This is a genomic window from Streptomyces sp. NPDC046862 (assembly GCF_040704615.1).
Lineage (GTDB): Bacteria > Actinomycetota > Actinomycetes > Streptomycetales > Streptomycetaceae > Streptomyces.
The window spans coordinates 1-24,474 of record NZ_JBEYXP010000083.1; the positions used below are offsets into that span (position 1 = coordinate 1).

At 72.7% G+C, this 24,474-nt stretch carries 18 protein-coding genes and 1 pseudogene; 5 read left to right on the forward strand and 14 right to left on the reverse strand.

Annotated features, from left to right (window positions below):
• Window positions 1-61 precede the first annotated feature (61 nt).
• Together AB0959_RS49310 and AB0959_RS49315 are read right to left on the reverse strand one after the other, a co-directional pair.
• Complete coding sequence (locus AB0959_RS49310; protein ID WP_366833554.1) at window positions 62-1,111, reverse strand: SDR family oxidoreductase; 1,050 nt, start codon at window positions 1,109-1,111, stop codon at window positions 62-64.
• A 111-nt stretch (window positions 1,112-1,222) separates the two neighbouring features.
• Window positions 1,223-1,741 carry a phage holin family protein gene (locus AB0959_RS49315; protein WP_366833528.1) on the reverse strand — a complete coding sequence of 173 codons (519 nt, stop codon included), beginning with the start codon at window positions 1,739-1,741 and terminating at the stop codon, window positions 1,223-1,225.
• 139 nt (window positions 1,742-1,880) lie between these two features.
• On the opposite strand from AB0959_RS49315, the gene AB0959_RS49320 reads away from it, so the two are divergent.
• Window positions 1,881-2,234 (forward strand): VOC family protein, encoded by a 354-nt coding sequence (locus AB0959_RS49320; protein WP_366833529.1) that lies wholly within the window; start codon window positions 1,881-1,883, stop codon window positions 2,232-2,234.
• On the opposite strand, the gene AB0959_RS49325 is transcribed toward AB0959_RS49320, so the two are convergent.
• The 7 genes and pseudogenes from AB0959_RS49325 to AB0959_RS49355 all read right to left on the reverse strand — a co-directional run.
• Window positions 2,201-2,782 carry a GNAT family N-acetyltransferase gene (locus AB0959_RS49325; RefSeq protein ID WP_366833530.1) on the reverse strand — a complete coding sequence of 194 codons (582 nt, stop codon included), beginning with the start codon at window positions 2,780-2,782 and terminating at the stop codon, window positions 2,201-2,203. The genes AB0959_RS49320 and AB0959_RS49325 overlap by 34 nt on opposite strands.
• 89 nt (window positions 2,783-2,871) lie before the next feature.
• Window positions 2,872-4,716 carry a CocE/NonD family hydrolase gene (locus AB0959_RS49330; RefSeq protein ID WP_366833531.1) on the reverse strand — a complete coding sequence of 615 codons (1,845 nt, stop codon included), beginning with the start codon at window positions 4,714-4,716 and terminating at the stop codon, window positions 2,872-2,874.
• A gap of 126 nt (window positions 4,717-4,842) precedes the next feature.
• Entirely contained in the window at window positions 4,843-5,769 is a 927-nt protein-coding gene (locus AB0959_RS49335) for an LD-carboxypeptidase (RefSeq protein ID WP_366833532.1), read from the reverse strand.
• A 23-nt stretch (window positions 5,770-5,792) separates the two neighbouring features.
• On the reverse strand, window positions 5,793-7,772 hold the full coding sequence (locus AB0959_RS49340; protein ID WP_366833533.1) for a prolyl oligopeptidase family serine peptidase: 1,980 nt from the start codon (window positions 7,770-7,772) through the stop codon (window positions 5,793-5,795).
• Between the two features lie 13 nt (window positions 7,773-7,785).
• Window positions 7,786-9,111: a M20/M25/M40 family metallo-hydrolase gene (locus AB0959_RS49345; protein WP_366833534.1), complete on the reverse strand. Its 1,326-nt coding sequence runs from the start codon at window positions 9,109-9,111 to the stop codon at window positions 7,786-7,788.
• Window positions 9,104-9,937 carry a M55 family metallopeptidase gene (locus AB0959_RS49350; protein WP_366833535.1) on the reverse strand — a complete coding sequence of 278 codons (834 nt, stop codon included), beginning with the start codon at window positions 9,935-9,937 and terminating at the stop codon, window positions 9,104-9,106. The genes AB0959_RS49345 and AB0959_RS49350 overlap by 8 nt, the downstream gene beginning before the upstream one ends.
• 58 nt (window positions 9,938-9,995) lie before the next feature.
• A pseudogene (locus AB0959_RS49355) lies at window positions 9,996-10,292 on the reverse strand (acetoacetate--CoA ligase); the annotation flags it as partial.
• 572 nt (window positions 10,293-10,864) lie between these two features.
• On the opposite strand from AB0959_RS49355, the gene AB0959_RS49360 reads away from it, so the two are divergent.
• Window positions 10,865-12,487, forward strand: a complete 1,623-nt coding sequence (locus AB0959_RS49360) for an MFS transporter (protein ID WP_366833536.1) — start codon at window positions 10,865-10,867, stop codon at window positions 12,485-12,487.
• Window positions 12,488-12,623: 136 nt separating this feature from the next.
• On the opposite strand, the gene AB0959_RS49365 is transcribed toward AB0959_RS49360, so the two are convergent.
• A complete protein-coding gene (locus tag AB0959_RS49365) occupies window positions 12,624-13,271 on the reverse strand; it encodes a TetR family transcriptional regulator (protein WP_366833537.1) in 648 nt (215 codons plus the stop codon).
• 219 nt (window positions 13,272-13,490) lie between these two features.
• On the opposite strand from AB0959_RS49365, the gene AB0959_RS49370 reads away from it, so the two are divergent.
• On the forward strand, window positions 13,491-14,813 hold the full coding sequence (locus AB0959_RS49370) for an MFS transporter (protein WP_366833538.1): 1,323 nt from the start codon (window positions 13,491-13,493) through the stop codon (window positions 14,811-14,813).
• Window positions 14,814-14,834: 21 nt separating this feature from the next.
• On the opposite strand, the gene AB0959_RS49375 is transcribed toward AB0959_RS49370, so the two are convergent.
• The 4 genes from AB0959_RS49375 to AB0959_RS49390 form a co-directional block, all read right to left on the reverse strand.
• Window positions 14,835-15,560 (reverse strand): class I SAM-dependent methyltransferase, encoded by a 726-nt coding sequence (locus tag AB0959_RS49375; RefSeq protein ID WP_366833539.1) that lies wholly within the window; start codon window positions 15,558-15,560, stop codon window positions 14,835-14,837.
• 145 nt (window positions 15,561-15,705) lie between these two features.
• A complete protein-coding gene (locus AB0959_RS49380; RefSeq protein WP_366833555.1) occupies window positions 15,706-18,225 on the reverse strand; it encodes a SpoIIE family protein phosphatase in 2,520 nt (839 codons plus the stop codon).
• Between the two features lie 169 nt (window positions 18,226-18,394).
• Window positions 18,395-20,719 (reverse strand): MFS transporter, encoded by a 2,325-nt coding sequence (locus AB0959_RS49385; RefSeq protein WP_366833540.1) that lies wholly within the window; start codon window positions 20,717-20,719, stop codon window positions 18,395-18,397.
• A gap of 265 nt (window positions 20,720-20,984) precedes the next feature.
• Entirely contained in the window at window positions 20,985-21,428 is a 444-nt protein-coding gene (locus AB0959_RS49390) for an SRPBCC family protein (protein ID WP_366833541.1), read from the reverse strand.
• Between the two features lie 220 nt (window positions 21,429-21,648).
• Between AB0959_RS49390 and AB0959_RS49395 the strand changes: the two genes are divergently transcribed.
• Window positions 21,649-22,695, forward strand: a complete 1,047-nt coding sequence (locus AB0959_RS49395; protein ID WP_366833542.1) for an Rv2578c family radical SAM protein — start codon at window positions 21,649-21,651, stop codon at window positions 22,693-22,695.
• 176 nt (window positions 22,696-22,871) lie between these two features.
• Window positions 22,872-24,467 carry an alpha/beta hydrolase gene (locus AB0959_RS49400; RefSeq protein WP_366833543.1) on the forward strand — a complete coding sequence of 532 codons (1,596 nt, stop codon included), beginning with the start codon at window positions 22,872-22,874 and terminating at the stop codon, window positions 24,465-24,467.
• The last annotated feature ends 7 nt before the right edge of the window (window positions 24,468-24,474 follow it).

The window sequence follows — 24,474 nt, forward strand, 5'->3', positions numbered from 1 at the left end:
AGTTCGCCGAGAAGTTCGCCACCGGCATGGGCGGCCGGGGGACGCTGGAGTTCTGGGGCACTCACCCGCCGCGGCCGGCCAGTCGCCGCACCGCCAGCACGGCCGCCGTTCCTCCGAGTGCCGCACCCCCGAGCACCGCTCCCGCGCCCAGCCGGCCCCGGTTCCGGGAGAACCACTCCTCGGTGCTGCCCGTCAGGGCCTCGTCGTCGAAGCGCCCGTGCGCCCCGTGGTCCCGGCCGTGCGGCCCGTCGGCGGGGCTCCACAGGTTCCCGTTGCCGGGGCCGGTCCGCTCCCCCTCGTCCCGCTGCGCGTCGAACCCCGTCCGCGCCAGATACCGGTCCAGCAGCCCCGGGACGACGGCGTTGGCCAGCAGTGTCGCGGCCGTGGACCCGCCGACCCAGTACTCGCGCCGCCGCGCGTGCCCCGCCGCGTGCACGACGGCCCGCGCGGCCACCTCGGGCTGGTAGATCGGTGCGACCGGCCGCGCCCGACCCGGCATACGGCTCAACACCCAGTCGAACTGCGGGGTGTTGACGGCCGGGAGCTGCACCATCGTCGTACGCACGCCCGACCCGGTGTGCAACAGCTCGCACCGCAACGACTCGTTGAACCCCTGGATCGCGTGCTTGGCCCCGCAGTACGCCGACTGCAGCGGTATCCCGCGGTACGCGAGCGCCGACCCGACCTGCACGATCGTTCCCCGGTCGTGGGGCAGCATGTGGCGCAGCGCCGCCCGGGTCCCGAACACACAGCCCAGGTACGTCACTTCGGTGACCCGGCGGTACTCGTCGGGCGTGATGTCCGTGAACGGGGCGAAGACCCCGGCGAACGCGTTGTTCACCCACACGTCGATCCGCCCGAACTCGTCGACGACCTGCTGGGCCGCGTCCTCGACCGCCTTGGCGTCGGCCATGTCGACGGTGACGACGAGCGCCTCTCCGCCCGCGCGCTGCACCTCGTCCGCGGCCGCGGCGAGTCCCTCGCGTCCCCGGGCCAGCAGGGCGACCCGGTCGCCCCGCGCGGCGAAGGCGCGGGCCGTGGCCCGGCCCACGCCTCCGCTGGCCCCGGTCACCACGACGGTCCTGCGCTGCCTCGAGAGAGGCCTCGACAGAGGTCTCGGCAGTCGCCTGCTCAGTGGCCGGTGATTCGGCACGTTCCTGTCCCCTGTCCCGAGCGGTGATGACCGCCTGTGTCGCCTGTGTCGAGGGACCGGCGCGCCCGGTCAGCGTTCCCGCTGACCGGAGGCGTCGGGGCCGTCGCCGTCCGGGCGCGGCGCTGCCGCCCCGGCGGTCCCGGGCGCCGGGGCGCCCAGGGCCCCGGTCGCGCCGGCGGCACCACCGGGGGCGACGGGCGGCATCGGCGGATGGCCCGCGCCGGCCCCGCCCGCGGCAGCCGCGCGGGACGTACCGGCCGCGATGTCCGCCTCGTGCGCGGAGCCCGGGCGGGACGCCGACGGACGCGCGGCGCTGCGCAGCGCGTAGGCCACGACGCCCAGCACGACCGCCGTGATCAGCGCGGCGGCCCAGTCGGGCAGGCCCAGCGCCAGCAGCAGGCCGAGGGTGAGCGCGAGCGCGGCTCCCGCGTACAGCGCGACCGTGCCGGACGCGGCGTACAGCATGGCCGTGCGCCGCTGCTTGCGGGTCTGCTCCCGCAGTTCGTCCCGTACGGTCTCGCGAGCCACCTGCGCCAGCTCGTCGACCAGATGCCTGTCGAGATGTTCGAGATGATCCAAGCGATTCATGGCCCCCCGGGTACCCATGGGCCGCCGTGCTTAACGCCGGGTGTGACGCCGGCCGTCACGCCCGGCGGATTCCGGGGAGATCCTGAGGATCCACAGAAAACGATCTCCTGCCCTGTCGGCCCCAACTAGGCTCGTCCCCATGGAAATTCTGGGAGCCACGCTGCGCATCTGCGTCGACGACCTGGAGACCACGGTCCCCTTCTACGAACGGCTCGCGGGCGGCCCTGCACTGCGCTTCGAGCGCGGTGGCGTCCAGGTGGCCGCCGTCGGCTGCTTCCTGCTGATGAGCGGTCCCGAGGCCGAGTTGGAGGTGCTCCGCAAGGTCTCCGCCACCATCGCCGTCAAGGACGTCGACGAGGCACACCAGGTGCTCACCGACTCCGGCGCCCACGTCGTGGCGGGACCGGTGGCGACGCCGGCGGGCCGCAACCTGATCGCGATGCACCCGGACGGCTCCATCTACGAGTACGTGGACCGCCGCGCGTCCGAGTGAGGCGCCCCGGCCACCATCTCGGAGGTGATGGCCCAGCGCTCGTGGTCCCGCCACGCCCCGTCGATGAACAGGAAGTCCGGCGAGAACCCCTCCAGCCGGAAGCCGCAGCGCCGGGCGAGCGCGATGGACGCCGCGTTGCGGGGCTGCGCGTTGATCTCCAGCCGGTGCAGGCCCATGGCGGTGAAGGCGTACTCGACGACGAGTCGCAGCCCCTCGCTCATGAGCCCCCGCCCGGCGGCGTGCGCGAAGGCACCGTAGCCGAGGGCCCCGCTCAGGAACCCGCCCTCGACGATGTTGTTGATGTTGACGTATCCGGCGATGGCCCCGTCGTCCTTCTCGCAGACGAGGAACCCGGCCTTCGTCGGGTCCTCGATCAGCCGCCCCGCGTAGGCGGCGTACGTGCCGGCGGTGACCGGCGGGTACAGCCACGGGTGGTGCAGGTCCCTGCTCTCGCGCGCCCGGGCGGTGAACTCGGCGCGGTCGTCGTGGGTGAAGTGCCGGATGCCCACGCGGGGGCCTTCGACCAGATAAGGAGCGGTGTCGGACACCCCGCCACGGTACGCCGTGCACGCACCGCCCGCCGCCGGAACCCGGCGAAGGGCCCATGGCCGAGGGTCTCCGGGCCCCGGCCCGGGGGTCAGCGGACGACCGGCAGCCGCAGGGCCCCCGTGTCCTCGGGTGTGCTGCTGATCGTGACGCGCTTGGTGCCGCGGTTGCCGATGTACGCGTCGTCACTGGCCGCGACCACGAACCGCAGCCGGTGTCCCGCCTCGTACCGGTGCACGATGCCCGGCAGCGACACGGTGAACCGCTGCGTGACGTCCGGCACGCGCACGGGTGCCACCAGTCGGCGGACGAGTGTCTGCGTGCCGTCGGGCGCGACGTCGTACAGCTTCGCGAACAGCACGAGCTTGTCGGCCGCGTCCCTGGAGCCCTGCACACGCTCGGCGTCCGGCGACGTCACCCTGAGCGTGGCCTGCGGCGCGCCCACGACGTCGACGGGGCCGGTGAGGGGACTCGTCGTCCAGGCGAGGTAGGTCCCCTTCGTGTCGTACGGCGGCGGATCGGGCACGCCGAGCTGCCCGGCGAGGGAGCTCTCGGAATGGCTCGTCGGTGTCGGCCAGTTGGTGTAGGACCGGCTCCCTCGGGCGACCTTCGCCCGGCTGTCGACGAGGGTGCCGTCCCCGGAGAGGTACAGGGTCTCGGTGAGGGCGGGCACGTGGGCGGCCGTCGCGTAGGTACGGGCCGGGTCGGTGATCCAGTTCCGGAAGTACGCGAACGCCGGTCCCGTGTCGACGGGGCGGCGGAGCAGGTGGCGGTCGAACCAGGCGAGGACGCGGCGGCCGACGTAGCTGGTCTCCAGGTTGCCCTGGGCCAGGTCGAGTTCGCCGGCCGCCGGGTTGGTGCTGCCGCCGCTGTGGCCCCAGGCCTGCCAGATCATCCTGGCCTCGGTGCCCTGCGCGGTGAGCGTGCGGTACGTGGCCGTCGCCTCGTTGAGGTTGAAGAGGCTGTCGGCCTGGCCCTGGACCAGGAGGGTCGGCGCCTTCACCTTGCCGAGGTAGGAGACGGGGGACACACCGCGGGCGTACGCCAGGATCCGCTTCGTCCGGTCCGCCGGGTAGCTCCCCGAGTTCAGCGACCGGATCGTCTCGCACGCCCGGCTCACGAAGTGCAGGCACCGCAGGGAGTTGACGCGGGACGGGTCGAGGTTCGGCGCGGTCAGCGGCTGGCCCTCTCCGATGAGGTAGAAGCCGTTGGTCCACTGCCACTTGAAGGCTCCGGGCACCGCGGGGGCGCCCGCGGCGTTGTTCGGGTCGAGCGAGTAGACGAGGTCGTTCCAGGTGATCAGCGGGACCAGCGCGTCGACGCGGTGGTCGACGGAGGCCGTCGCCAGTTGGACGGCGCCGCCGTACGACGCGCCGATCATGCCGACCCTCGGGTCTCCCGTGCCGTCCCGGGTGACGAAGTCGGCCTTCGTACCGTCGTCGGCGGCACGCGTGCCCGCCAGGAAGTCGACGAGCCGGGAGGCGGCTTCGCCGTCGACGCGCGGGTCGTCGAGGGAGATCAGGCAGCCGGACCGGCCGAAGCCGAGGCCGGAGTAGACGAGTCCGACGTAGCCGCGGGCCGCGAACGCCCTGCCGATGGCATCGGTCGAGCCGTCCGCCTTGCTGCCGCCGAAGCCGTTGGTGGCGAGCACCGCGGGAGCCGGGTGGGCGCCGTCCACGCCCTCCGGACGGTAGAGGTCGGCGTCGATCGCGCAGGTCCGGCCGCCCGCCCGGACCGTGAATCTCAGTGCCGTGACGGTGTACTGACCGGCCGTCGGGGCGGGCGCCGCGGCCAGGAGCGGGACGGTCAGTGCCGTGCCGAGAACGAGGGCGAGCAGGGAACGGATTCTGGACGCACGAGTGCGGCGACGGGACACGAGGACCTCCACGCAGAGGACAACGCGACTACCAACCGGTAGGTAACGGTCGGTAGTCATGGTGTGACACGGGCCAGCGAGGGTCAATCACCGTGTCGTGTGTTTCCTGACGGGGGTTCAGTGAAGGCCGGTCCCACGCCGGGCACCCGCCGGTCGCACGCCGGTCCAATCGCGACGCCCCGCGGCCTACACCAGTGCCGGCTCGTCCAGCGTCAGCGTGCCCGTGGCCGCGTCCAGTTCGGCACTCACTCCGAACGGGATCGTCAGTGCTCCCTCTCCGTGCCCGAACCCGAACTCCTCCACGACCGGCACTCCGAGCCCGGCGAGCCGGTCGGCGAGCAGCTCACGCACCTCGTGGTACGGGGCGCACTCGGCCCAGGAGCCGAGGAGGATCCCGCTGACGCCGTCGAGCCAGCCCGCGCGCAGCAACTGGGTGAGGTAGCGGTCGAGGCGGTACGTCTCCTCGCCGACGTCCTCCAGACAGAGCAGTCCTCCGCGCGCCGAGGGCCGGGCGTGGCGGCCTCCCAGTTCGGCGGCGAGCAGGCAGAGGCATCCGCCGAGCAGGACGCCCCGGGCCCGTCCGGGCACCAGGGTGGAAGTCCCGGCGGGGGTGATGGTCCGTACCGTCTCCGGCTCGAAGAGGGTGGCCCGCAGATGCTCCTGGGCCCGTGCGTTCTTGAGGAAGTCGACGGCCGCCGTCATCGGTCCGTGCAGGGTTACCAGCCCGGCCCGGGTCGCGAACGCCTCGTGCAGCGCGGTGATGTCACTGAACCCGACGAACACCTTGGGGCCCGCGGCCCGCATCGCGTCCCAGTCGAGCAGGTCGACCATGCGCTGCACCCCGTAGCCGCCGCGGGCGCACAGCACGGCGTCCACGGCAGGGTCGCACCAGGCGGCCTGGAAGTCGGCGGCCCGGTCGGCGTCCGTGCCCGCGAGGTAGTCGAACCCGGGGTGCCGGTCGAGCACATGGGGGCCGACGACGGGGTCCAGGTCCCAGCCGCGCAGCAGGTCGAGCCCGGCGCTCAGCCGCTCCTCGGGCACCGGTCCGCTGGGGGCGACCACCGCCACCCGGGCTCCCGCGGCGAGACGGGCGGGCCGGGTCAGCGGGGTCAAGGATGCCGAGAGGTTCGGTGATGTCACTTGGCGAGCTCCAGGGTGGGGATTCCGGGTGGGTTCAGGCCGAAGACCTGTGCGTACAGGGAGAGTTCCGACTCCAGCACCCGCACCATGGTGTCGGCCCGCCGGAATCCGTGCCCCTCGCCCTCGAACGCGATGTAGGCGTGCGGGACCGGTCGTCCCTCCATCCTCGCCAGGAACCGCTCGCACTGCGCGGGCGGGCAGATCACGTCGTCGAGTCCCTGGAGGAGGAGGAACGGCGTGGTGACCCGCTCGGCGTGCTCGGCGGGCGAGCGCTCCACGTACCGGCCGGGCACCTCGGCGAGCGGGCCGACCAGTGTCTCCAGGTACCGCGACTCGAAGTCGTGGGTCTCCCCCGAGCCCCAGGCCGTGAGGTCGAGGATCGGGTACAGGATCGTGCCGCAGGCGTAGACGTCGGTCGAGGCGAGGGACGCCGCCGTGGTCCAGCCGCCGGCGCTGCCGCCCCGGATGGCCAGCCGGCCGCGGTCGGCGGTGCCCTCCTCGGCGAGCGCGTGGGCGACGGCCGCGCAGTCCTCGACGTCGACGACGCCCCACTGCTCGCGCAGCCGGTTGCGGTACTCACGTCCGTACCCGGTGGACCCTCCGTAGTTGACCTCGGCGACGCCGATGCCGCGGGAGGTGAAGTAGGCGATCGCCAGGTCCAGGACCAGCGGGGCCCGGCTGGTGGGACCGCCGTGCGCCCAGACGACGTAGGGCGGCAGTTCGTCGCCGGGTGCCACGTGGTCCGGGTGGTGCGGCGGATAGACGTGTGCGTGGATCTCGCGTCCGGCGGGCCCGTGGAAGGTCCGGATCTGCGGCTCCGGGTAGTACGCCGGGTCCACCGGGTCGTCGTGCGCGGCACCGATCACGCGCGCGTGGCTGGTGCCGGCGTCCAGTTCGACGACCTCGTACGCGCTGCGAGGGCTCGCCCCGATGCCGACGACACGGCTCCCGTGCGCGGCGAGCGCTGGTGAGAACTCGGTCCAGGGGCCGGCCGCGTCGACGACCTCGCCGGTCTCCGGGTCGAGGATCCCGAGCACGCTGGCGCCCCGCCCGTGGACGACGGCGATCAGTCCGCTCTCCAGGGGCGCGAACCAGCGCAGCCCGACCTTCCACAGCGGCCCGCCGAACTCCTCGTCCCGGGGGCAGAGGGCTCTGGTCCGGCCGTCCTGTCCCCTCCCGTACAGGTTCCACCAGCCCGTGCGGTCACTGGAGTACACGAGGGTGCCGTCGGCGGCCCAGTCCGCCTGGGCGATGGACTCCTCCGGGCCGCCCGCCACGGTCCGCGGCTCCCGGAACGCGCCGTCCTCGGTCACCTCGGCGACGACCAGCTCCGTGCCGTCCCAGGGCATGCGCGGGTGGTCCCAGGCGAGCCAGGCCGCGCGCCGCCCGTCGGGCGACACCCGGGGGCCCGTGACGAACTGGTGTCGTGCGTCGGTCAGTTCTCGCACGGCGTCCTGGTCCTGGGCCGCCGAGCCGTCCAGGGGGACGGCGGCTAGGACGCGCCGTACGTCCGTGGGTCCGTCGCCGGTGAACTCCTCCAGGACGCACCACACCTCGTCCCGGTCGAGCCGGAGCAGGGGGTCCACCCAGCGCAGGCCGCCGCCGACCGGGGACACGGGGGTCAGGGGCCGCGGCTCGCCGTCGGCCGCGTACCGGTAGAGCCGCTGGTCGGCGAAGTTCACGAACACGACCAGGGGTTCGCCGTCCCGCAGGGTGCCGGTCCACGGCTGTCCGCCGTACTCGATGACCCGGCTGCGCACGTTCCACGGCGCGGGCAGCACCGACTCCTCGGTGCCGTCGGCACCCCGCCGGACCAGGGTGCGCCGGCCGCCCTCGGTGGGCCTCGCCTCGGTCCACCAGGCCTCCTCGCCGACGAAGCCCACGAACTCGGCGTGGCCGTCGTGCGCGGCGGCGAGGCTCGCGTCGATCGGCGAGGGCCACGAACCGTACGCCAGCGTCTGCACCTGATCCCCCATTTCGGTCATGGTCCTAGGCCGTGCGCAAAAAGCGGTCCAGGACTTCTACCCCGAAGTGCAGTGCCTCGACCGGTACGCGCTCGTCGACACCGTGGAACATCGCCCCGTAGTCGTAGCCCTCCGGCAGCTTCAGCGGCGTGAACCCGTAGCCGGTGATGCCGAGGCGGGAGAACTGCTTGGCGTCCGTGCCGCCCGACATGCAGAACGGCACCACGTGGCCCTCGGGCGCGAACTCCTCGACGGCGGCCCGCATCCGCGCGTACGTCCGCGAGTCCACGGGCGACTGGAGGGCCACCTCGCGGTGGTGGAACTCCCACTCCACGTCGGGTCCGGTGAGCTGGTCCAGCGTGGTGCGGAACTCGTCCTCGCCGCCGGGCAGATAGCGGCCGTCCACGTAGGCGACGGCCTCCCCGGGGATCACGTTGACCTTGTACCCGGCGTCCAGCATGGTCGGGTTGGCGCTGTTGCGGACCGTCGGCTCGACGAACGCGGCGGCCGGGCCCAGTTTGTCGAGCAGTCCGTCGACGTCGCTGAGGTCGGGCTCGATGCCGTACAGCGCGGCGAGCTCGGTGAGGGCGGCGCGCACGGTCGGAGTGAGCCGGACGGGCCACTCGTGGGCGCCGATGCGTGCGATGGCCTCCGCCAGCCGGGTGACGGCGTTGGCGTTGTTCACCTTCGAGCCGTGGCCCGCCCGGCCGCGCGCGGTGAGCTTCAGCCAGCCGGTGCCGCGCTCGCCCGCCGCGATGGGGTAGATCTGCCGACCGGAGCCGTCGTGGAAGGTGAACGCCCCCGACTCGCTGATGCCCTCGGTACACCCCTCGAACAGCGGGGCGTGCTGGTCGGCGAGAAACCCGGAGCCGTCCTCGGCACTCGCCTCCTCGTCGGCGGTGAAGGCGATCACGAGGTCACGCCGGGGCCGCACCCCGAGCCGCGCCCAGGAGCGCACCACGGCCAGGATCATCGCGTCCATGTTCTTCATGTCGACCGCGCCCCGCCCCCACACGACGCCGTCGCGGATCTCTCCGGAGAACGGGTGCACGGTCCAGTCGTCCGCCTGCGCCGGCACCACGTCCAGGTGGCCGTGGACGAGCATCGCCCCGGCGGACGGGTCGGTGCCTTCCAGGCGCGCGACGACGTTCGTACGCCCCTTGGTGCGCTCCAGCAGCGTCGGCTCCAGACCCGCCCCGGCCAGCTGCTCGGCGGCGTACTCGGCGGCCGGACGCTCCTGGCAGTCCCCGCCACCGCGGTTGGTGGTGTCGATGCGGATGAGGTCGGAGGTGAACCGCACGACCTCGTCGAGCGCCTGCTGGTCGACCTGTCGTCGCGTGCTGTCAGCCATACTGCTCCTCCACCGCTGCCGAGACGATCGTGGTGACCGCCTTGAACGTGCGAATGCCCTCGTACATGGTCGCGCTGGTGTAGGCGACCTTGCGCTCGCCGATACGGTCCACGCCCGGGACGACGGTGGCCGCCATCGCCAGGTGTTCGGCGTCGAACTCCAGGGCCACGGTGAACGGCCCGCTCTGGGCCGGTTCGTGACGCACCGCCAGTCGCGTCGCCTCCGTGGCCGCCGCGCGGATGTCGGCGGCCGTCCTTGCCGGGGTCCGGCACACGGCCGCGTACCGCGACACATGGTCCTTGACCGCGACCTTGAGCGCCTCGGGCGCGTAGCCGAGGGCGTCCTCGCAGGCCACGTCGTCGCCGGTGACGAGGACGACCGGGACGCCGTACTCGGCGGCGACGTGCGCGTTCAGCAAACCCTCACTCGCGCGCACGTCGTTGATCCACACCCCGGTGATCTGGTTCGCGAGGTAGGTGTGGGCGAGGACGCCCTCCATGCCCGCGCCCGCGTGGTAGCCGACGAACGCGATGCCGTCCACGTCCCCGTGCTGCACGCCCTCGACCATGGACAGGGACTTGTGGCGTCCGGTGAGCATCTGCGCCCGCTCGTCGAGGCGCTCGAGGAGCAGGTTGCGCATCGACCAGTGCGCTTCGTTGATCAGCACCTCGTCGGCGCCGCCGTCGAAGAAGCCGAGCACCGCCGCGTTCACGTCGGAGGTGAACATCGACCGGCACCGCTCCCACTGCGGGGTCCCCGGCAGCACGTCGCCCGGCCAGGTCACGCCGGTGGCGCCTTCCATGTCGGCGCTGATGAGGATCTTCATGGTGCCTCACGTTACGCGACGCACCGGATGCCGCCCGGCACGCTCTGCCGTGCGGTGATCAGGCCGGGCGGGCTCGGCGGGCGGCGCCCAGGCGGGCGTAGTGGTCGATGAGGTCGGGCACGTCCACCGCCGCCGGACTGACGACCTGCTCGACCGGGGCGCCCTGAAGCAGGCGTTTGACCGGGACCTCCAGCTTCTTGCCGGTGCGGGTGTGCGGGATGCCCGGCGCTTCGAGGATCTCGTCCGGGACGTGGCGGGGTGACGCGCCGGTGCGGACGGCGTCGCGGATGCGGTCGCGCAGGCCGTCGTCCAGGGTCACCCCGGCGGCCAGGACCACGAAGAGCGGCATCCAGTAGGTCCTGGGGTGCGAGGCGGAGCAGCATGCGGTAGCGGTCACCGACGGGCCACACGGCCAGGACGAAGCGAGCCAGCGCCGTGACGGCGTCCGCTCCGGGAACCTCCGGGACCGCGAGCGCCTGCCGCAGCGCCCGCGCGGCGTCCTCCACCAGCCCCTCCACGAGCGCCGCCCGGCCGCTGAAGTGGCCGTGGACCGTACGACGCACCACGCCCGCCGCCGCGGCGATGTCACCGAGGCCGCTGTCGGGGTCACGGCCGAGCTCCCGCCTGGCCGCCTCCGGGATGCGGGCCCGCGTGAGGCGGGTTGGGCTGCGGCCCCGGGTGTCGGTGACGTGTGCGCGGGTCATGTCGGGGCATCCGGTCGGCGGCAGGAGGGCAGTCCGATATTTGCACACGGACGAGCAATAAACTAGCCTGCACATCGATGGGCAATTAACTGCCCGATGGTGCCGCGACGGTGCGTCACCAGCACCTCATCGGTGCCTCGCCGGCTCAAGGGCCGTCCCCGCACCGCACACACCGATCCGCGAACCCGAAGCCTCCGCTTCACCTCCCGCCGAGGAGTTTTCGATGCCGCTCTTTGCGAACACACCCGTCGAGAAGATGACGAAGCCCTATCCACGGCGCTGGTGGGCCCTGCTGGTGCTCTGCCTGAGCCTGCTGATCGTGGTCATGGCGAACACCTCGCTGATCGTGGCCGCGCCGGACATGACGAAGGACCTGGGCCTGTCCAGCAGTGATCTGCAGTGGGTCATCGACGGCTACACCGTGCCGTACGCGGCGCTGATGCTGGTGCTGGGCGCGATAGGCGACAAGTACAGCCGCCGCGGGGCGCTGGTCGTGGGCCTGCTGATCTTCGCGGGCGGTTCGGTGACGGGCAGCGTCGTCGACGAGACCAGCCTGGTCATCACCGCCCGCGCGATCATGGGCGTCGGCGCGGCCGTCGTCATGCCGGCCACGCTCTCCCTGCTGGTCGGCATGTTCCCCAGGGCCGAGCGCGCCAAGGCCATCACCGCGTGGTCCGCCACCTCCGGCCTCGCCATCGCCGCCGGTCCGCTGACCGCCGGGTGGCTGCTGGAGGACCACGCCTGGGGCTCCACCTTCCTGATGAACGTCCCCGTCGCCGTCGCCGGCGTCGTCGGCGCGCTGCTCCTGGTGCCGCCGTCGAAGGCCGAGGGCATGGGCCGGATCGACTACGTCGGCGGTCTGCTGTCGATCGTCTCGGTCGGCTCCCTGGTCTACGCGACCATCGAGGGCCCGCACTTCGGCTGGGGCGCCGCCCCGATCACCGCGGCCGTCGTCGCCGGTGCCGGACTGCCGGCCTTCGTGGCCTGGGAGCTGCGCCACCCGAACCCCATGCTGAACGTGCGCAAGTTCGCCGAGCGCCCCTTCAGCGGCTCGATGCTGGCGGTGCTGTTCTTCTTCTTCGGCACCTTCGGCTCGATCTACTACTCCACCCAGTTCCTGCAGTTCGTCCTCGGCTACGACGCCCTGGAGACCGGCGTACGGCTGCTGCCGCTGGCCGGTGCCGTCTTCGGCGGCGCCGTGGTGACCGCGAAGCTGACGCCGAAGCTGGGCGTGAAGGCGGTCGTGGGCATCGGCATGGTCCTCGGCACCGTCGGCGTCCTCCTGCTCACCCAGGTCGACAAGGGCTCGACGTACACCGACTTCCTGCCGGCGATGCTGCTGCTGGGCTTCGCGATCGGCCTGAGCCTGTCCCCCGCCACCGACACCATCATGGGCTCGTTCCCCGAGTCGGAGCTGGGTGTCGGCGGTGGCGCCAACGACACCGCGCTGGAACTCGGCGGTTCCCTCGGCATCGCCGTCCTCGGCTCGCTCCTCGCCACGTCCTACAAGGACAAGCTGACCGATCTGGTCGGCGGTCACCTCCCGGCCGCCGCGGCGGACACCGCCAAGGACTCGGTGGGCGGCGGCCTCGCGGTCGCCGAGCAGGTGGCGAGGACCCCGGGCGGCGGGGCGCGGCAGGCCCAGGCCCTGGTGGACGCGGTGCACGAGTCCTTCGCCCACGCCATCGCCCACACCAGCCTCGTCGGCGGCCTCATCATGGCCGCCGGAACCGTGATCGTCATCGCCGTCCTGCCCGGTCGCGAGCGCACGGGGAAGAACCGTCAGGAGGAAGAGGAGGAGACGGCGGACCCCTCGAAGAAGACCGAGACCGTGGGCACCGCCTGAGCCCCGCAGGGCCCGCCAGGCCCCAGGACGGGCCGTGCCTGAGCGGCGCACGGCCCCGGGCGGTGCCGGGAGGGGTCGCCCCGGCACCGCCCCCATGCGTTGTTCGAGCCTCTGCGTCGACAGCCCTGCCGCGGGCTCAGTCGTCCGCGGCGGCCCCCGCCGCGGTCGTGGCGGTCACGTCGTCGACCACGACGCGCGCCTGCTTCTCGGGCACACCGGCCGCGATGAGCATGGCGACGGCCACCCGGGTGCCGTCGTCCTCCAGCGCCCCGGTGTTGACCTGTTCCAGCAGGGCGACCGTCATCGCCTCCAGACCCGCACTCAGCACCGCGGGCGGCAGATGGGAGTGGAAGACGCCCTCCCGCTGCCCCTGATCCAGAATGGCCGCGACCTTGACACGGGCGGGCTCGAGGATCTCGGCGACGCGCTCCATGCCCAGGTCCCGCCGGGCGAGCGCGAGGAGCATCCGGTAGCGGTCCCCGACCGGCCACATCGACAAGGAGAAGTGCGCGAGCGCCCGCTCGGCCGGCCCCGTCGTCCTCCCCCCGACCTCCACGGCGGCCTGGAGGGCCTCGGCGGCCTCCTCGGCGAGCGCCTCCAGGAGCGCGGACCGTCCGGGGAAGTGCCCGAAAAGGGTGCGCCGGACGACGCCGGAGGCGCGGGCCAGCTCCTCCAGAGTGATGTCGGGGTTCCGCCCCAGCTCCTGGCGCGCGGTGGCCAGGATGCGCGCCCGGTTGGACCGTGCGTTGCGTCGCTGCGGCACGCGACCGACGGGCTGGGACACGGAGGAACCTCGATGAAGGCAGGACGGAGAACGGCCGCCTTCATTCTGACACGCAGGCCCCGACCCGACCCCGACCCGATCCGGGGCGCGCACTGGCGGGCCCGTGGGGCCTTTGCTACAAGGAAGGCCGGGGACCGACCGGCTGGGCGCGTCGGTGTGCGACAAGGGGGATGGTTTGGTGTCCACGGGACGTCGGGCGAGCGCCCGCCCGGAGGCCCGGTGACGTCGGCCGCCGTGGAACCGGAGCCCGCGGAGAAGCGGACGGAGCGGCAGGACTTCCGCCGGATGTGGCTGGGCCAGAGCATCAGCCTGATCGGCGACCAGGTGTCCCTGTTCGCTCTGCCCAGTCTCGCCATCCTGGTGCTGCACGCCGACGGGCCGCAGGTGGGGGTGCTGCACGCGATGGCGACGCTCGCGTTTCCCGTGCTGGGCCTGTTCGTCGGCGCCTTCATGGACCGGGTGCGCTGCCGCCCGTACATGATCGCGGCCGACCTCTTACGGCTGCTGCTGTTCGCGACAGTGGCGATCCTGGCGGCGACCGGGCTGCTCGATCTGTGGCTGCTGTACGCGGCGGCGGCACTGGCAGGCGTGTGCACGGTCGTGTTCGACGTCGGATACCAGACCCATCTGCCGCGCCTGGTGGGTCGCGACCTGCTGTCGCTCGGCAACGCGCGCCTGGAGATGTCCGCGAGCGTGGCCCGCGCCGGCGGCCCGGCCCTCGCGGGCGCGGTCACCCAACTCCTGGGGCCGGCCCTCGCGGTGGCCGCCAACGCCGCCAGTTTCCTGGCCTCGGCGGCCGGTCTGCTCGCTGTCCGCCGGCCCGAGTCCGTCGTACCGGAGCCCATGGCCGAGCCGTGGCGCGGGCAGATCCTGCAGGGCGCGCGGTATCTGTGGCGCACGCCGGTGCTGCGGTGGCTCTCGGCCGCCGCGGCGCTGCGCAATTTCAGCATGGCCATGGTCGACACCGTCCTGCTGCTGTTCCTCTACCGGGCCCTGGACCTCGGCCCCGCGAGGGCCGCCGCGGTGCTGACCGCCGGAGCCCTGGCCGCGGTGCTCGGCGCCGCCGTCAGCCGCGTCCTCGTCGAGCGGGTGGGTGCCGGTCCCGTGCTGCTCGCCACGGTCACCGAGGGCATCGTCTGGGCCGCGGCTCCCCTGGCCCTGGTGACCGGGTCGGCTTCGGTGGTCATCGCCATCGCCTTCGTCTCCGCGCTGTGGCTGCCGGTGTGGAACGTCACCGTCACCACCCTGCGTCAGCTGATCACCCCGTCCCATCTGCTGGGCCGCGTGCACGCCACCGCCCGCACCGTCAATCTGTGCACCATCCCGCTGGGGTCCGTGGCCGGGGGCCTGCTCGCCGGCTGGGCGACCGCCCACTGGGGTGAGCGCGGCGGACTCGGCGCGGCGCTGGCCGTGGCCGGCCTGGTCACCGCCGCCGGACTGCCGTTCCTGCTGCGGAGGGAGATCCGCGGCCTGCGCCGGCCGGCCCCGAGCGAACGCGGCCTGCGCCGGCCGGCCCCGAGCGAACGCGGCCTGCGCCGATGACTGCCGGTGGTTCGTCTCCGGTCACGTCGTTCGCCCCGCCACCAGCCACTTCGAGGGCAGCTCCAGCCGGGTGCCGTCGGGTGCGTACTCGGTGGTGACGAGGGGCGCCTCACCGTCGGCGAGGACGGTGAGGCCGGCCGCGTGGAGGTACTCGGGAACGGCGTCGTCGGCCACCGCGCCGGGTGCGATGCCGTGCCGGAAAATCGGGGCCAGTTTGGGTGGCGGCCCCTCGGCGCCCTGGGCCAGGCCGAGCAACAACGGGCGGGCCGCTTCGGAGAGTTCGACGAGGAGGGCCCGGCCGCGCTCGCCCACCAGGGTCGCGAGGCCGTCGACGAACGGCTGGCGGTCGTCGGGCTCGCACTGGTGCAGGACGCCCCGCACGTAGACGTTGGCGTCGCCGAGTTCCGCGTGCAGCGCCTGGACCTCTGCCTTCTCCACCGCGTCGAGCTGCCGGTACCGGGCCTGGCCCGCCGGATCGCAGTGCCGGGCGTGGTCGAGTGCGGCGGCCGACAGATCGGCGCCCACGACGTGCCGGAAGCGGTCGGCCAGGAACCGCGTCTGGGTGCCGTTGCCGCAGCCGAGGTCCACCAGGGGCAGGCCCGGATCGACCAGGTGTGGCTCGAGGAGGGCGAGGTGGGCACCCGCGGTGAGCGCGGGCTCCGCGTCCCAGAAGACGGCCCCCTGTTCCTCTGGTGCCTGGCTCCAGAAGCCCTCCCAGGCTTCCCGGTACCGACTCGTCACGCTCATGCCCACTCCCCGGGATGCGACCGTGACCCACGCGAGGTGGCGGGCCAGGTCGGGTGTATCGCGCCGAGGGTGAACTCACAAGCAAGCGCGCCTGGTTCGGGCTCGGTGTGACGTCATCGGTGTGTGACGTCGTCGGTGTGGGACGTCAACGAGAACGGCGCGGCAGCGTCAGCTCGAACCACACCGTCTTGCCGGTGCTGGTCCGGCTGGTCCCCCACTCGCGGGCCAGGGTGCTGACCACGCGCATCCCGCGGCCGCTCTCGTCGGCGGGACCGGCACTGAGCAGCGTCGGCAGCATGGGGTCGTCGTCCTCGACCTCGCACAGCAGGGTGTCGCCACGGACCAGCCGCAGACCGACCCGGCGGGTGTCCGCGTGTCGTACGGCGTTGGTGACCAGCTCGCTGACCAGCATCTCGGCCGTGTCCTCAAGCGTGTTCAGGCCCCAGACGTGGAGCTGTTCGCGGACGGCGGCGCGGGCCCTCGCGACCTCGGCCTGGTCGCGGGCGAGCCGCCATTCGGCGACGTCCTCGGGTTCGATGCCGTTGAGCCGGGCCATCAGCAGGGCCACGTCGTCCTTGCGGCCGCCCCGCGTGTTGAGGGCTCGGATGATGGTGTCGCAGGCGTCGTCCATGGAGGCGGCCGGGTGCGCGGCGGACTCGCAGAGCGTGGCGAGACCGACGCCGATGTCCTCGCCGCGCATCTCGACCAGGCCGTCGGTGCACATCACGAGCCGGTCGCCGGGCTCCACGCGCACGCGGACGGTCTCGAAGGGGACCCCGCCGACGCCGATGGGCGCGCCCGTGGGCAGGTCGAGCAGCTCGCTGGAGCCGTCCTCGGCGCGGACCAGCACGGGTGGGATGTGGCCCGCGTTGGCGAGGTGCAGCTCGCTCGCGATCGGGTCGTAGACGGCGTACAGGCAGGTCGCGAGGTAGTGCTCGCCGAGGCGCTGGGCGAGGTCGTCGAGGTTGCGCAGCAGCTGTGCGGGCGGCAGGTCGAGTCCGGCCATGGTCTGGACGGCCGTGCGCAACTGGCCCATCATCGCCGCCGAGTTGAGGCCGTGGCCCATGACGTCGCCGACGACCAGGGCGGTGCGGGCGCCGGGCAGCTTCACGGAGTCGAACCAGTCACCGCCGACGCGCCCCAGCAGCGTGCCCGGCAGATAGCGGGTGGCGATGTCACAGCCCGGCATGCGGGCCGCTATCTGCGGCAGCATGCTGTCCTGGAGCGTCTCGGCGACGTTCTCCTGGTACGTGTACATGCGCGCGTTGTCGAGGACGAGGCCCGCGCGGGCTGCGAGTTCGGCGCCGGTGACGCGGTCCATGTCGTTGAAGACGGGCCGCTCCGGGTGGCGCAGCAGGATCATGAAGCCGAGCACCACGTTGCGGGCCTTCAACGGCACGACCAGCATGGAGCGGCCCGTGATCAGCGGCCGGATGTCGCGCTTCTCGAACTGTGCGGCGATCGCGTGCCCCATCTGCTCGCTGATGCGCGGCACGAGGACGGGCTCGCCGGTGGTCATGCACTGGAAGAACGGCGTGTGCGCGGGGAACGGCATGGCCTCGCCGACCGGCACGACGTCGTCCCAGCGCCCCGGCTCGTCGGTGTGCTCCAGGGCCACGCGGTGCCACATGGTGGTCGTGTCGGGCACGCCGTCGGGGAAGCCCTCGCCGGCGACGACCTGTTCGCGCAGGTAGGTGCCCGCGACGTCGGTGAACCGCGGTACGACGGCCCTGCTGACCTCGATGATGGTCCGGGAGAGGTCGAGTGAGGTGCCGATGCGTGAGCTGACCTCGTTGAGGAACTCCAGGCGCTCGCGCACCGCGGCGTACTCGAGGTCCTCGCCCTCGTCCCGGAGGTCCTCCGGCAGGGGCAGGCCCTCGGCGAGGGTCCGCGCGGCCCGCTCCCGGCGCGCCCTGCGCTCGGCGCGGCGCGGGACGCCCCAGTCGGGAGTGACCGGCACCCGGTCGTTCTGGCTGAACTCCAGGACGGGATAGCCGAGTTCCAGTACCTGGGCGACGATGCGGGCGCTCTCGCCGACGCTCATGCTGGGCAGGATCTCGGGGAGCCTGCGGGCGAGTTCCTCGGCGCCGGGGAAGTCGGTGTGCAGGGCGAAGCCGGGGGCGATCCGCTCGACGGCGGCCTCACCGGCCTCGTTGTCGTCGTCGTGCCGCGCCCCGTCCGCGTCGGCGGCGAGCACGAGCAGCCGCTCCCGCCCGGGCCCGACCAGCGGGTACGCCCACCACAGGACGTCGACGCGGTCCCGGTCCCGCTCGGGAACCGTCAGGCGGGCCCGCCCGGCCGCCGGGTAGGAGAGCCGCCCGTCGAGGGACGACTCCAGGCCGGGGCCGAGTCCGTCGTACGCGGTGTACGCCCCGTACGGGTCGGCCTCGTCGTACGGGTCGGGCCCGTCGTACGGGAGGTCGGCCTCGTCCGGCTCGGGCAGGACGCCGGACACCGGCAGCAGGTCCACGGCGGGGCGGCCCACCGCCTGCTCCTTCGCGGCGCCGAACAGCCGGCGCGCGCCGGTGCTCCAGTGCGAGACGAGCCCCTCGCGGTCGACCACGATCACGGCAAGCGGGATACGGCCGACGGTGGCCTGTCCCGCCGGCGCGCCCTCTCCAGCCCCGCGGCTGGGAGGTGTGCCGCTCGCTCCGCCACGGTCCATGGCCAGGCCCTCTCTCCCCACGGCTCCGCAAGATCTGTGCCGCCGCCACTACCGTACGGCCACGTCCGGTTGCGATGTGTGGCAATACGCGAATTACCCCCGGGGGTCGCCTCCGGGGCGCGCACCCCGGCGCACGCCCCGGTCGCGCCCGCGCGTCAGTCCTCGTGCGTCAGTCCTCGTGCTCCAGTCGCAGGTCCCGTTCCGTCCTGCCGCCACCGGCGACCTGGAGGACGGTGGCCACGGGCGGGTAGCCCGAGGCGACGGCCGTGTACTCGCCGGGGGCGAGGTCGCCGAACCGGAACGCTCCGTCGGCGCCGGTGGCCAGGGTGCCGACGACGGTACCGGCGGTGTCGAGGAGGGTGACGCGGGCGTCCTCGACGGGGCGTCCGCCGCCGGTACGGACCGTGCCGCACAGGACGGCGCCGCCGTCGAGTTCGATGTCCTGGCGGGTCTCGCGGGCGGCCTGGACGGTGACGGGGAGGGCGGCCGGGCGGAAGGCGTGCGCACCGGCGGCGAGGGTGTACTCGCCGGCCGTCAACTCGGAGACGAGGTAGCCCCCTTCGCTGCCGCTGCGGGTGGTGGCGACGACCTGTCCGTGGACGTCGGTGAGCGTGACGGTCGCGTCCCGCAGGGGCCGCCCGTCCGCGGTGACCACACGCCCGGCGAGCCGTCCCGTGCCGCCGAGCACCACGTCGATCTCCACGGGCCGGTCGTCCAGTGTCACCGTCACCGCCTGCGGCTGGTGGCCGGCCGCCGCCGCGACGAGCAGGTACGCCCCGGCCCCGGGCGTGGCCAGCGCGTACCCCCCGTCCTCGCCGCTGGTGCCCCGCCCGATCTGCTGACCGGCCGCGTCGATGAGGGTGAGGGCGGCACGTCGCACCACGATGCCCTCGTGTGTCCGGACGATGCCCCGCACAGGCACGCCGGGGCTGTGCGGGGACCGGACGTGCGATACGGGGACAGGGGGCGCGGGCTCCTCGGAGACGTGGGCGGACACCGGCGGCCTCCCCTTGAGGAAGCAGGCGAGGAACGCGCCGAGGACGAGCACCGGCACGAGGTACAGGAAGATCCTCGGCAGGGTGTCGGCGTACGCCTCGGCGTAGTCGTCCCGCAGCGCCGCGCTCCGGGCGTGGACGTCGGCGACCCTGGCCGAGACGAGCGCGCCGCAGACGGCCACGCCGACGCTGCCGCCGATCTGCCGGAGGTAGCTGTTCGCGCTGGTCGCGGCCTGGAGGTCGGCGGGGCGCACCGAGTTCTCCAGGGCGTGGGCCAGGACGGGCATCACCATGCCGATGCCGGCGCCCAGGACGGCCGTCCACACGCCGTAGTGCAGCCGGGGAGTATCGGCCTCCAGACGGGACAGCAGCCACATGCCGAAGGCGGCGAGGGCCGTACCGAGGACCGGGTACGTGCGGTAGTGCCCGGTGCGGCGGACGAGTTGGCCGACGACGACCGACGCGCCGACGATGCCGGCCGTCATCGGCAGCATGAGCAGCCCGGCCTCGGTGGCCGAAGCGCCGTCGGCCAGTTGCCAGAAGACCGGCAGAAAGGTGCCCGCCGTGAACAGCGCGGCCCCGATGGCCAGGCCCACGATCCCGGTGACATGGAAGACGGCGTCCTTGAACAGCCGTAGCGGGACGAGGGGTTGGACGGCGTGGTGCTCGACGAGGAGGAAGAGGGCGCCCGCGCCGACGACTCCCCCGCCCAGGCCCAGGGCGACGCGGGAGTCCCAGGCGTACGCGGTGCCGCCCCAACTCGCCACCAGCACCAGGCAGGTGGACGCGATGACGAGCAGCAGCGCCCCGAGGACGTCGAACCGGCACCTCACCCCGGGCTTCGGCGGCTTCGGCGCGAGGGTGACGAGCACCAGGGCCAGGAGCCCGACGGGCACGGTGCCGTAGAAGCACCACCGCCACGAGAAGTGGTCCGTGACCTGACCGCCCAGGAGGGGGCCGGCCAGGGAGGCGAGCCCGAAGACGGCACCGGCGAGACCCACGAAGCGACCGCGCCCACGGGCCGGCACGAGGTCCGCCATGATCGCCTGTACGCCGATGAGCAGTCCGCCGGCGCCGAGGCCCTGGAGCGCGCGGAAGGCGATGAGCTGGTCCATGGTGCGCGACCGGCCGGCGAGTGCCGAGCCGACGACGAAGACGACGACCGCGAACTGCAGGACGCCCTTGCGCCCCTGCGGTTCCGCGCACCTGCTGTGGATCGGCAGCGCCACGGTGGCGGTGAGCAGGTACGCCGTGACCGCCCAGGACATCCGGTCGGGGCCGTGCAGTTCGCCGGCGATCGCTGGGAGCGCGGTGGCCACCATCGTCTGCTCCACCGCGGCGAGCGCCAGCGCGAGCAGGAGCCCGAGGAACACCAACCACAGCCGCCCCCGGCCGAGTCGGGCGGAGGGGGTCTCGGGCGGGGGCGTCGACTGCGGAGGCGCGGCGGCCGGTTCAGTCCTCCCGGCCTTCTCGGCCTTCGTCAGAATGCTCCCGCCCACGTGCCGCTCCCCTCGTCGCACCTGCCGCGCGATTCCCGCGTTACGCGACAACTGGGAGCAGGTACGACGAGTTACGGCGAACGGCAGGGAGGCGGGGGGATCCACTCGAACCGGTGAGGGCAGCGATCACGTTCCGGGGCCCGCGTCTCGTCTGCCCGGTGCTGTCCGTTGGCGGCCGCGGATCGTTCGTGGCTGGTCGCGCCCACGCGGCGGAGCCGCACAGTGACACAGCCCCGCGCCCCCTTCGGGGCCCCGAAGAGAACCCCTACTTCTCGACCTCGGCGGCCAGCTTCGCCAGAACCAGGTCATAGATGCGCCCCAGCCCCTTGGGCGCGAAGGTCTTCTCGAAGAACCCGCCGATCCCGCCCGCACCGTTCCACACGGTGGTGACGACGACCCGGGACTTCCCCTCGCCCGCCGGCGTGACCCGCCAGGTCGTGACCATGGAGGAGTTGCGGTCCTTCTCGACGAGCTCGCCGTCGGTGGGCTCGGTGACCTCCAGGAGGCAGTCGCGCACGCGCTTGCTGGTGGCCTGGAGCCTCCAGTGGACGAGGGTGCCCTCGCCGTCGCCGCCCTCCCGCACCTCGTACTCGCTGAAGTGCTCGGGCAGCAGCTTCGCGCGGGTGTCGCTGTAGTCGGCGATGGTGTCGAACACCGTCTCCGCGTCCGCAGCGACGACTCGCTCCGTGGTGGCCTCGACCTGCGCCATTGCACTTCCTCCAGCACTTGGTGTTGCTCGGGTTGGAGGAAAGCCAACCATCACGCGGCCGAGCCACCCAAATCGGGGTCCGCCGAGGGTCTCGAACGACATCCCTGGACACGGCCCGAACAGGACCGGACGAGACCTTCACACGACATTCGAAAACAGGTTCGCACGATCAAGGGAACGTGTGTTCTATTCTGGGGCCAGTGCTACCGAGGAGGCGCCCATGCGCTGGGACCAGCTGGCCGAAAACTCCCCCCAGGCCCGCGACGCCGCGCTGTTCGGCGCGGACGCGGTGACCACCCGCACCTTCGACAGCCCGGAGTTCCGGGGCGTCACCTTCCACGAGATCCGGGCGAAGTCGATCGTGAACCGGGTGCCGGGGGCCTCCCGCATGCCGTTCGAGTGGACGATCAATCCGTACCGTGGCTGCACGCACGCGTGCGTCTACTGTTTCGCCCGCAAGACCCACAGCTACCTGGACCTCGACACCGGCATCGGCTTCGACTCGCAGATCGTCGTGAAGGTCAACGCCCCCGAGCTGCTGCGCCGCCACCTCGCCTCGTCCCGCTGGCACGGCGAGCACATAGCGATGGGCACCAACGTCGACTGCTACCAGCGCGCCGAGGGCCGCTACCGGCTGATGCCCGGCATCATCTCCGCCCTGCGCGACCACGCGAACCCCTTCTCGATCCTCACCAAGGGCACGCTGATCCTGCGCGACCTCGACCTGCTGAGGCAGGCGTCCGAGGTCACCGAGGTCGGCATCTCCGTCTCCGTCGGCTTCACCGACCACGAGCTGTGGCGCACCGTCGAACCGGGCACGCCCGCCCCGGAGCGCCGTCTGGAAGTGGTGCGCACCCTCACCGAGCACGGCATCGGCTGCGGTGTCCTGATGGCCCCGGTGATCCCGTTCCTGAGCGACAGCCCGGACCGGCTCCGCGCCACCGTACGGGCGATCGCGGCCTCCGGGGCCACCTCCGTGACGCCTCTGGTGCTGCACCTGCGGCCCGGCGCCCGCGAGTGGTTCATGGCCTGGCTGGAGAGCAACCACCCGCACCTCGTGCGGCGTTACGAGCGGCTGTACGCGGAGGGCGCGTACGCCCCGAAGTGGTACCAGCGCCGGATCACCGGTCAGGTCCACGAGCTGGCCCAGGAGTACGGCATGGGACCCACGCGCGCGGGCCTGCCGCGCAGGATCCCGGTGCCCGAACCCGAGGCGCCGGACCTCCGGGCACCGGAACCGACGGCGACCCAGCTGACGCTGCTCTGACCGCGGCGAAGCGCTGCCGGACGGTGGGCGGGCGGGGCAGGAGCGTCCGGGTGCTTCTCCCGGCCCGTTCGGGTCACGTCGGGACGGAACGCGTTCCTCCGGGAGTCCTCGCCGGGACGATGCGACGAGGGCCGTGGTGTGCACGGCCCGACTCCTCCGCCCTGGGAGGCCCGACGATGAAGAAACGCGCAGCTGCCTTGTGCGGCGCCGCCGCGGTGGTGGCCGGGATGGTCACCGGGGTCCCGGCCGACGCGAGCGCCGGCTCCGCATCCGCACCGCGCACCACGCCCAACGCCCCGACGGTGAGGCCCGCCTGGAAGAAGTGCGCGACGAGCGCGTATCCGACGCTCCAGTGCGCTTCCCTGAAGGTGCCGCTCGACCACGCGCACCCGCGCGGCAAGCAGATCACGCTCGCCCTCTCACGCGTGCCCCACACGGCGAAGACGTACCAGGGGCCCCTGCTGGTGAACCCCGGCGGTCCCGGTGGCAGCGGGCTGACGCTGGCCGGGTACGTCGCCTCCTCGCTGCCCAAGAAGCCGGCGGCGCAGTACGACGTCATCGGCTTCGACCCGCGCGGTGTCGGCGCCAGCAAGCCCGCGCTGGACTGCGCACCGAAGCACTTCGCACCGTTGCGGCCCGACTCCCTGCCGACCTCCCGGGCCCTGGAGCAGGCCAACCTCGACCGCGCCGCCGCCTTCGCCAGGGCGTGCGCCACCAAGTACGCGGACGTGCTGCCGCACATCGACACGGTCAGCGTGGTCAGGGACATGGACGCGATCCGGCGGGCGCTCGGCGCGAAGAAGATCAACTACTTCGGGTACTCGTACGGCACCTACCTGGGCGCCGTCTACGCGAAGCTGTACCCCCACCGCGTACGGCGCGTCGTGCTGGACTCGGTAGTCGACCCCACGGGTGTCTGGTACGACGACAACATCCAGCAGGACTACGCGTTCAACGACCGCCACCTCGCGTTCACGGCATGGGTGGCGAAGTACGACGCGACGTACAAGCTGGGCACCGATCCGGCGAAGGTCGAGGCCAAGTGGTACGCCATGCGGGCGGCCCTCGCCAGGAAGCCCGCGGGCGGCAAGGTGGGTGCGGCCGAACTGGAGGACACCTTCGTCCCCGGCGGCTACTTCAACGGCTACTGGCCCTACCTCGCCGAGGCGTTCGCGGCCTATGCGAACGGCGGGAACGGCGACCCGCTGGTCAAGGCGTACGAGCACTTCGGCGCCGTCGACGCGGCGGGTGACAACGGCTACAGCGTCTACACGGCGGTGCAGTGCCGTGACGCGGCCTGGCCGCGCGACTGGAACCAGTGGCGCAGGGACAACTGGGACGTGTACGCGAAGGCGCCGTTCATGACCTGGAACAACGCCTGGTACAACGCGCCGTGCGCGTTCTGGCCGGCGAGCACGGCGCCGCAGCCCGTGGACATCTCCAACAGCGCCGTGCCACCGGTGCTGCTGTTCCAGGCGACGGGCGACGCGGCCACCCCGCACGAGGGCGGCGTCACGGTCCACCGGCTGATCGGCAACTCCAGCCTGGTGGTGGAGGACGGCGGCGGCAACCACGGCATCACGCTCAGCGGGAACGCCTGCCTCGACCAGCACCTGACGGCGTATCTGACCGACGGTACGGTTCCGCGTGGCGAGGGCGAGGCCGACGCGGTGTGCGAGCGGACACCCGACCCCGAACCCCAGGCCGCGAAGTCGGCACCCCCGTCCTCACGGGGTGCGACGCTGCACGGACTGCTCGGCTTCCGTAGCTGAACCCGAG

Bases quoted from the DNA above. Each gene is read 5' to 3' on its own strand.
- AB0959_RS49315 (WP_366833528.1), bottom strand. From the start codon at position 1,741: ATGAATCGCTTGGATCATCTCGAACATCTCGACAGGCATCTGGTCGAC.
- AB0959_RS49390 (WP_366833541.1), bottom strand. From the start codon at position 21,428: ATGGCGCAGGTCGAGGCCACCACGGAGCGAGTCGTCGCTGCGGACGCG.
- AB0959_RS49375 (WP_366833539.1), bottom strand. From the start codon at position 15,560: ATGAGCGTGACGAGTCGGTACCGGGAAGCCTGGGAGGGCTTCTGGAGC.
- AB0959_RS49400 (WP_366833543.1), top strand. From the start codon at position 22,872: ATGAAGAAACGCGCAGCTGCCTTGTGCGGCGCCGCCGCGGTGGTGGCC.
- AB0959_RS49395 (WP_366833542.1), top strand. From the start codon at position 21,649: ATGCGCTGGGACCAGCTGGCCGAAAACTCCCCCCAGGCCCGCGACGCC.
- AB0959_RS49350 (WP_366833535.1), bottom strand. From the start codon at position 9,937: ATGAAGATCCTCATCAGCGCCGACATGGAAGGCGCCACCGGCGTGACC.
- AB0959_RS49360 (WP_366833536.1), top strand. From the start codon at position 10,865: ATGCCGCTCTTTGCGAACACACCCGTCGAGAAGATGACGAAGCCCTAT.
- AB0959_RS49340 (WP_366833533.1), bottom strand. From the start codon at position 7,772: ATGGGGGATCAGGTGCAGACGCTGGCGTACGGTTCGTGGCCCTCGCCG.
- AB0959_RS49330 (WP_366833531.1), bottom strand. From the start codon at position 4,716: ATGACTACCGACCGTTACCTACCGGTTGGTAGTCGCGTTGTCCTCTGC.
- AB0959_RS49345 (WP_366833534.1), bottom strand. From the start codon at position 9,111: ATGGCTGACAGCACGCGACGACAGGTCGACCAGCAGGCGCTCGACGAG.
- AB0959_RS49380 (WP_366833555.1), bottom strand. From the start codon at position 18,225: ATGGACCGTGGCGGAGCGAGCGGCACACCTCCCAGCCGCGGGGCTGGA.
- AB0959_RS49320 (WP_366833529.1), top strand. From the start codon at position 1,881: ATGGAAATTCTGGGAGCCACGCTGCGCATCTGCGTCGACGACCTGGAG.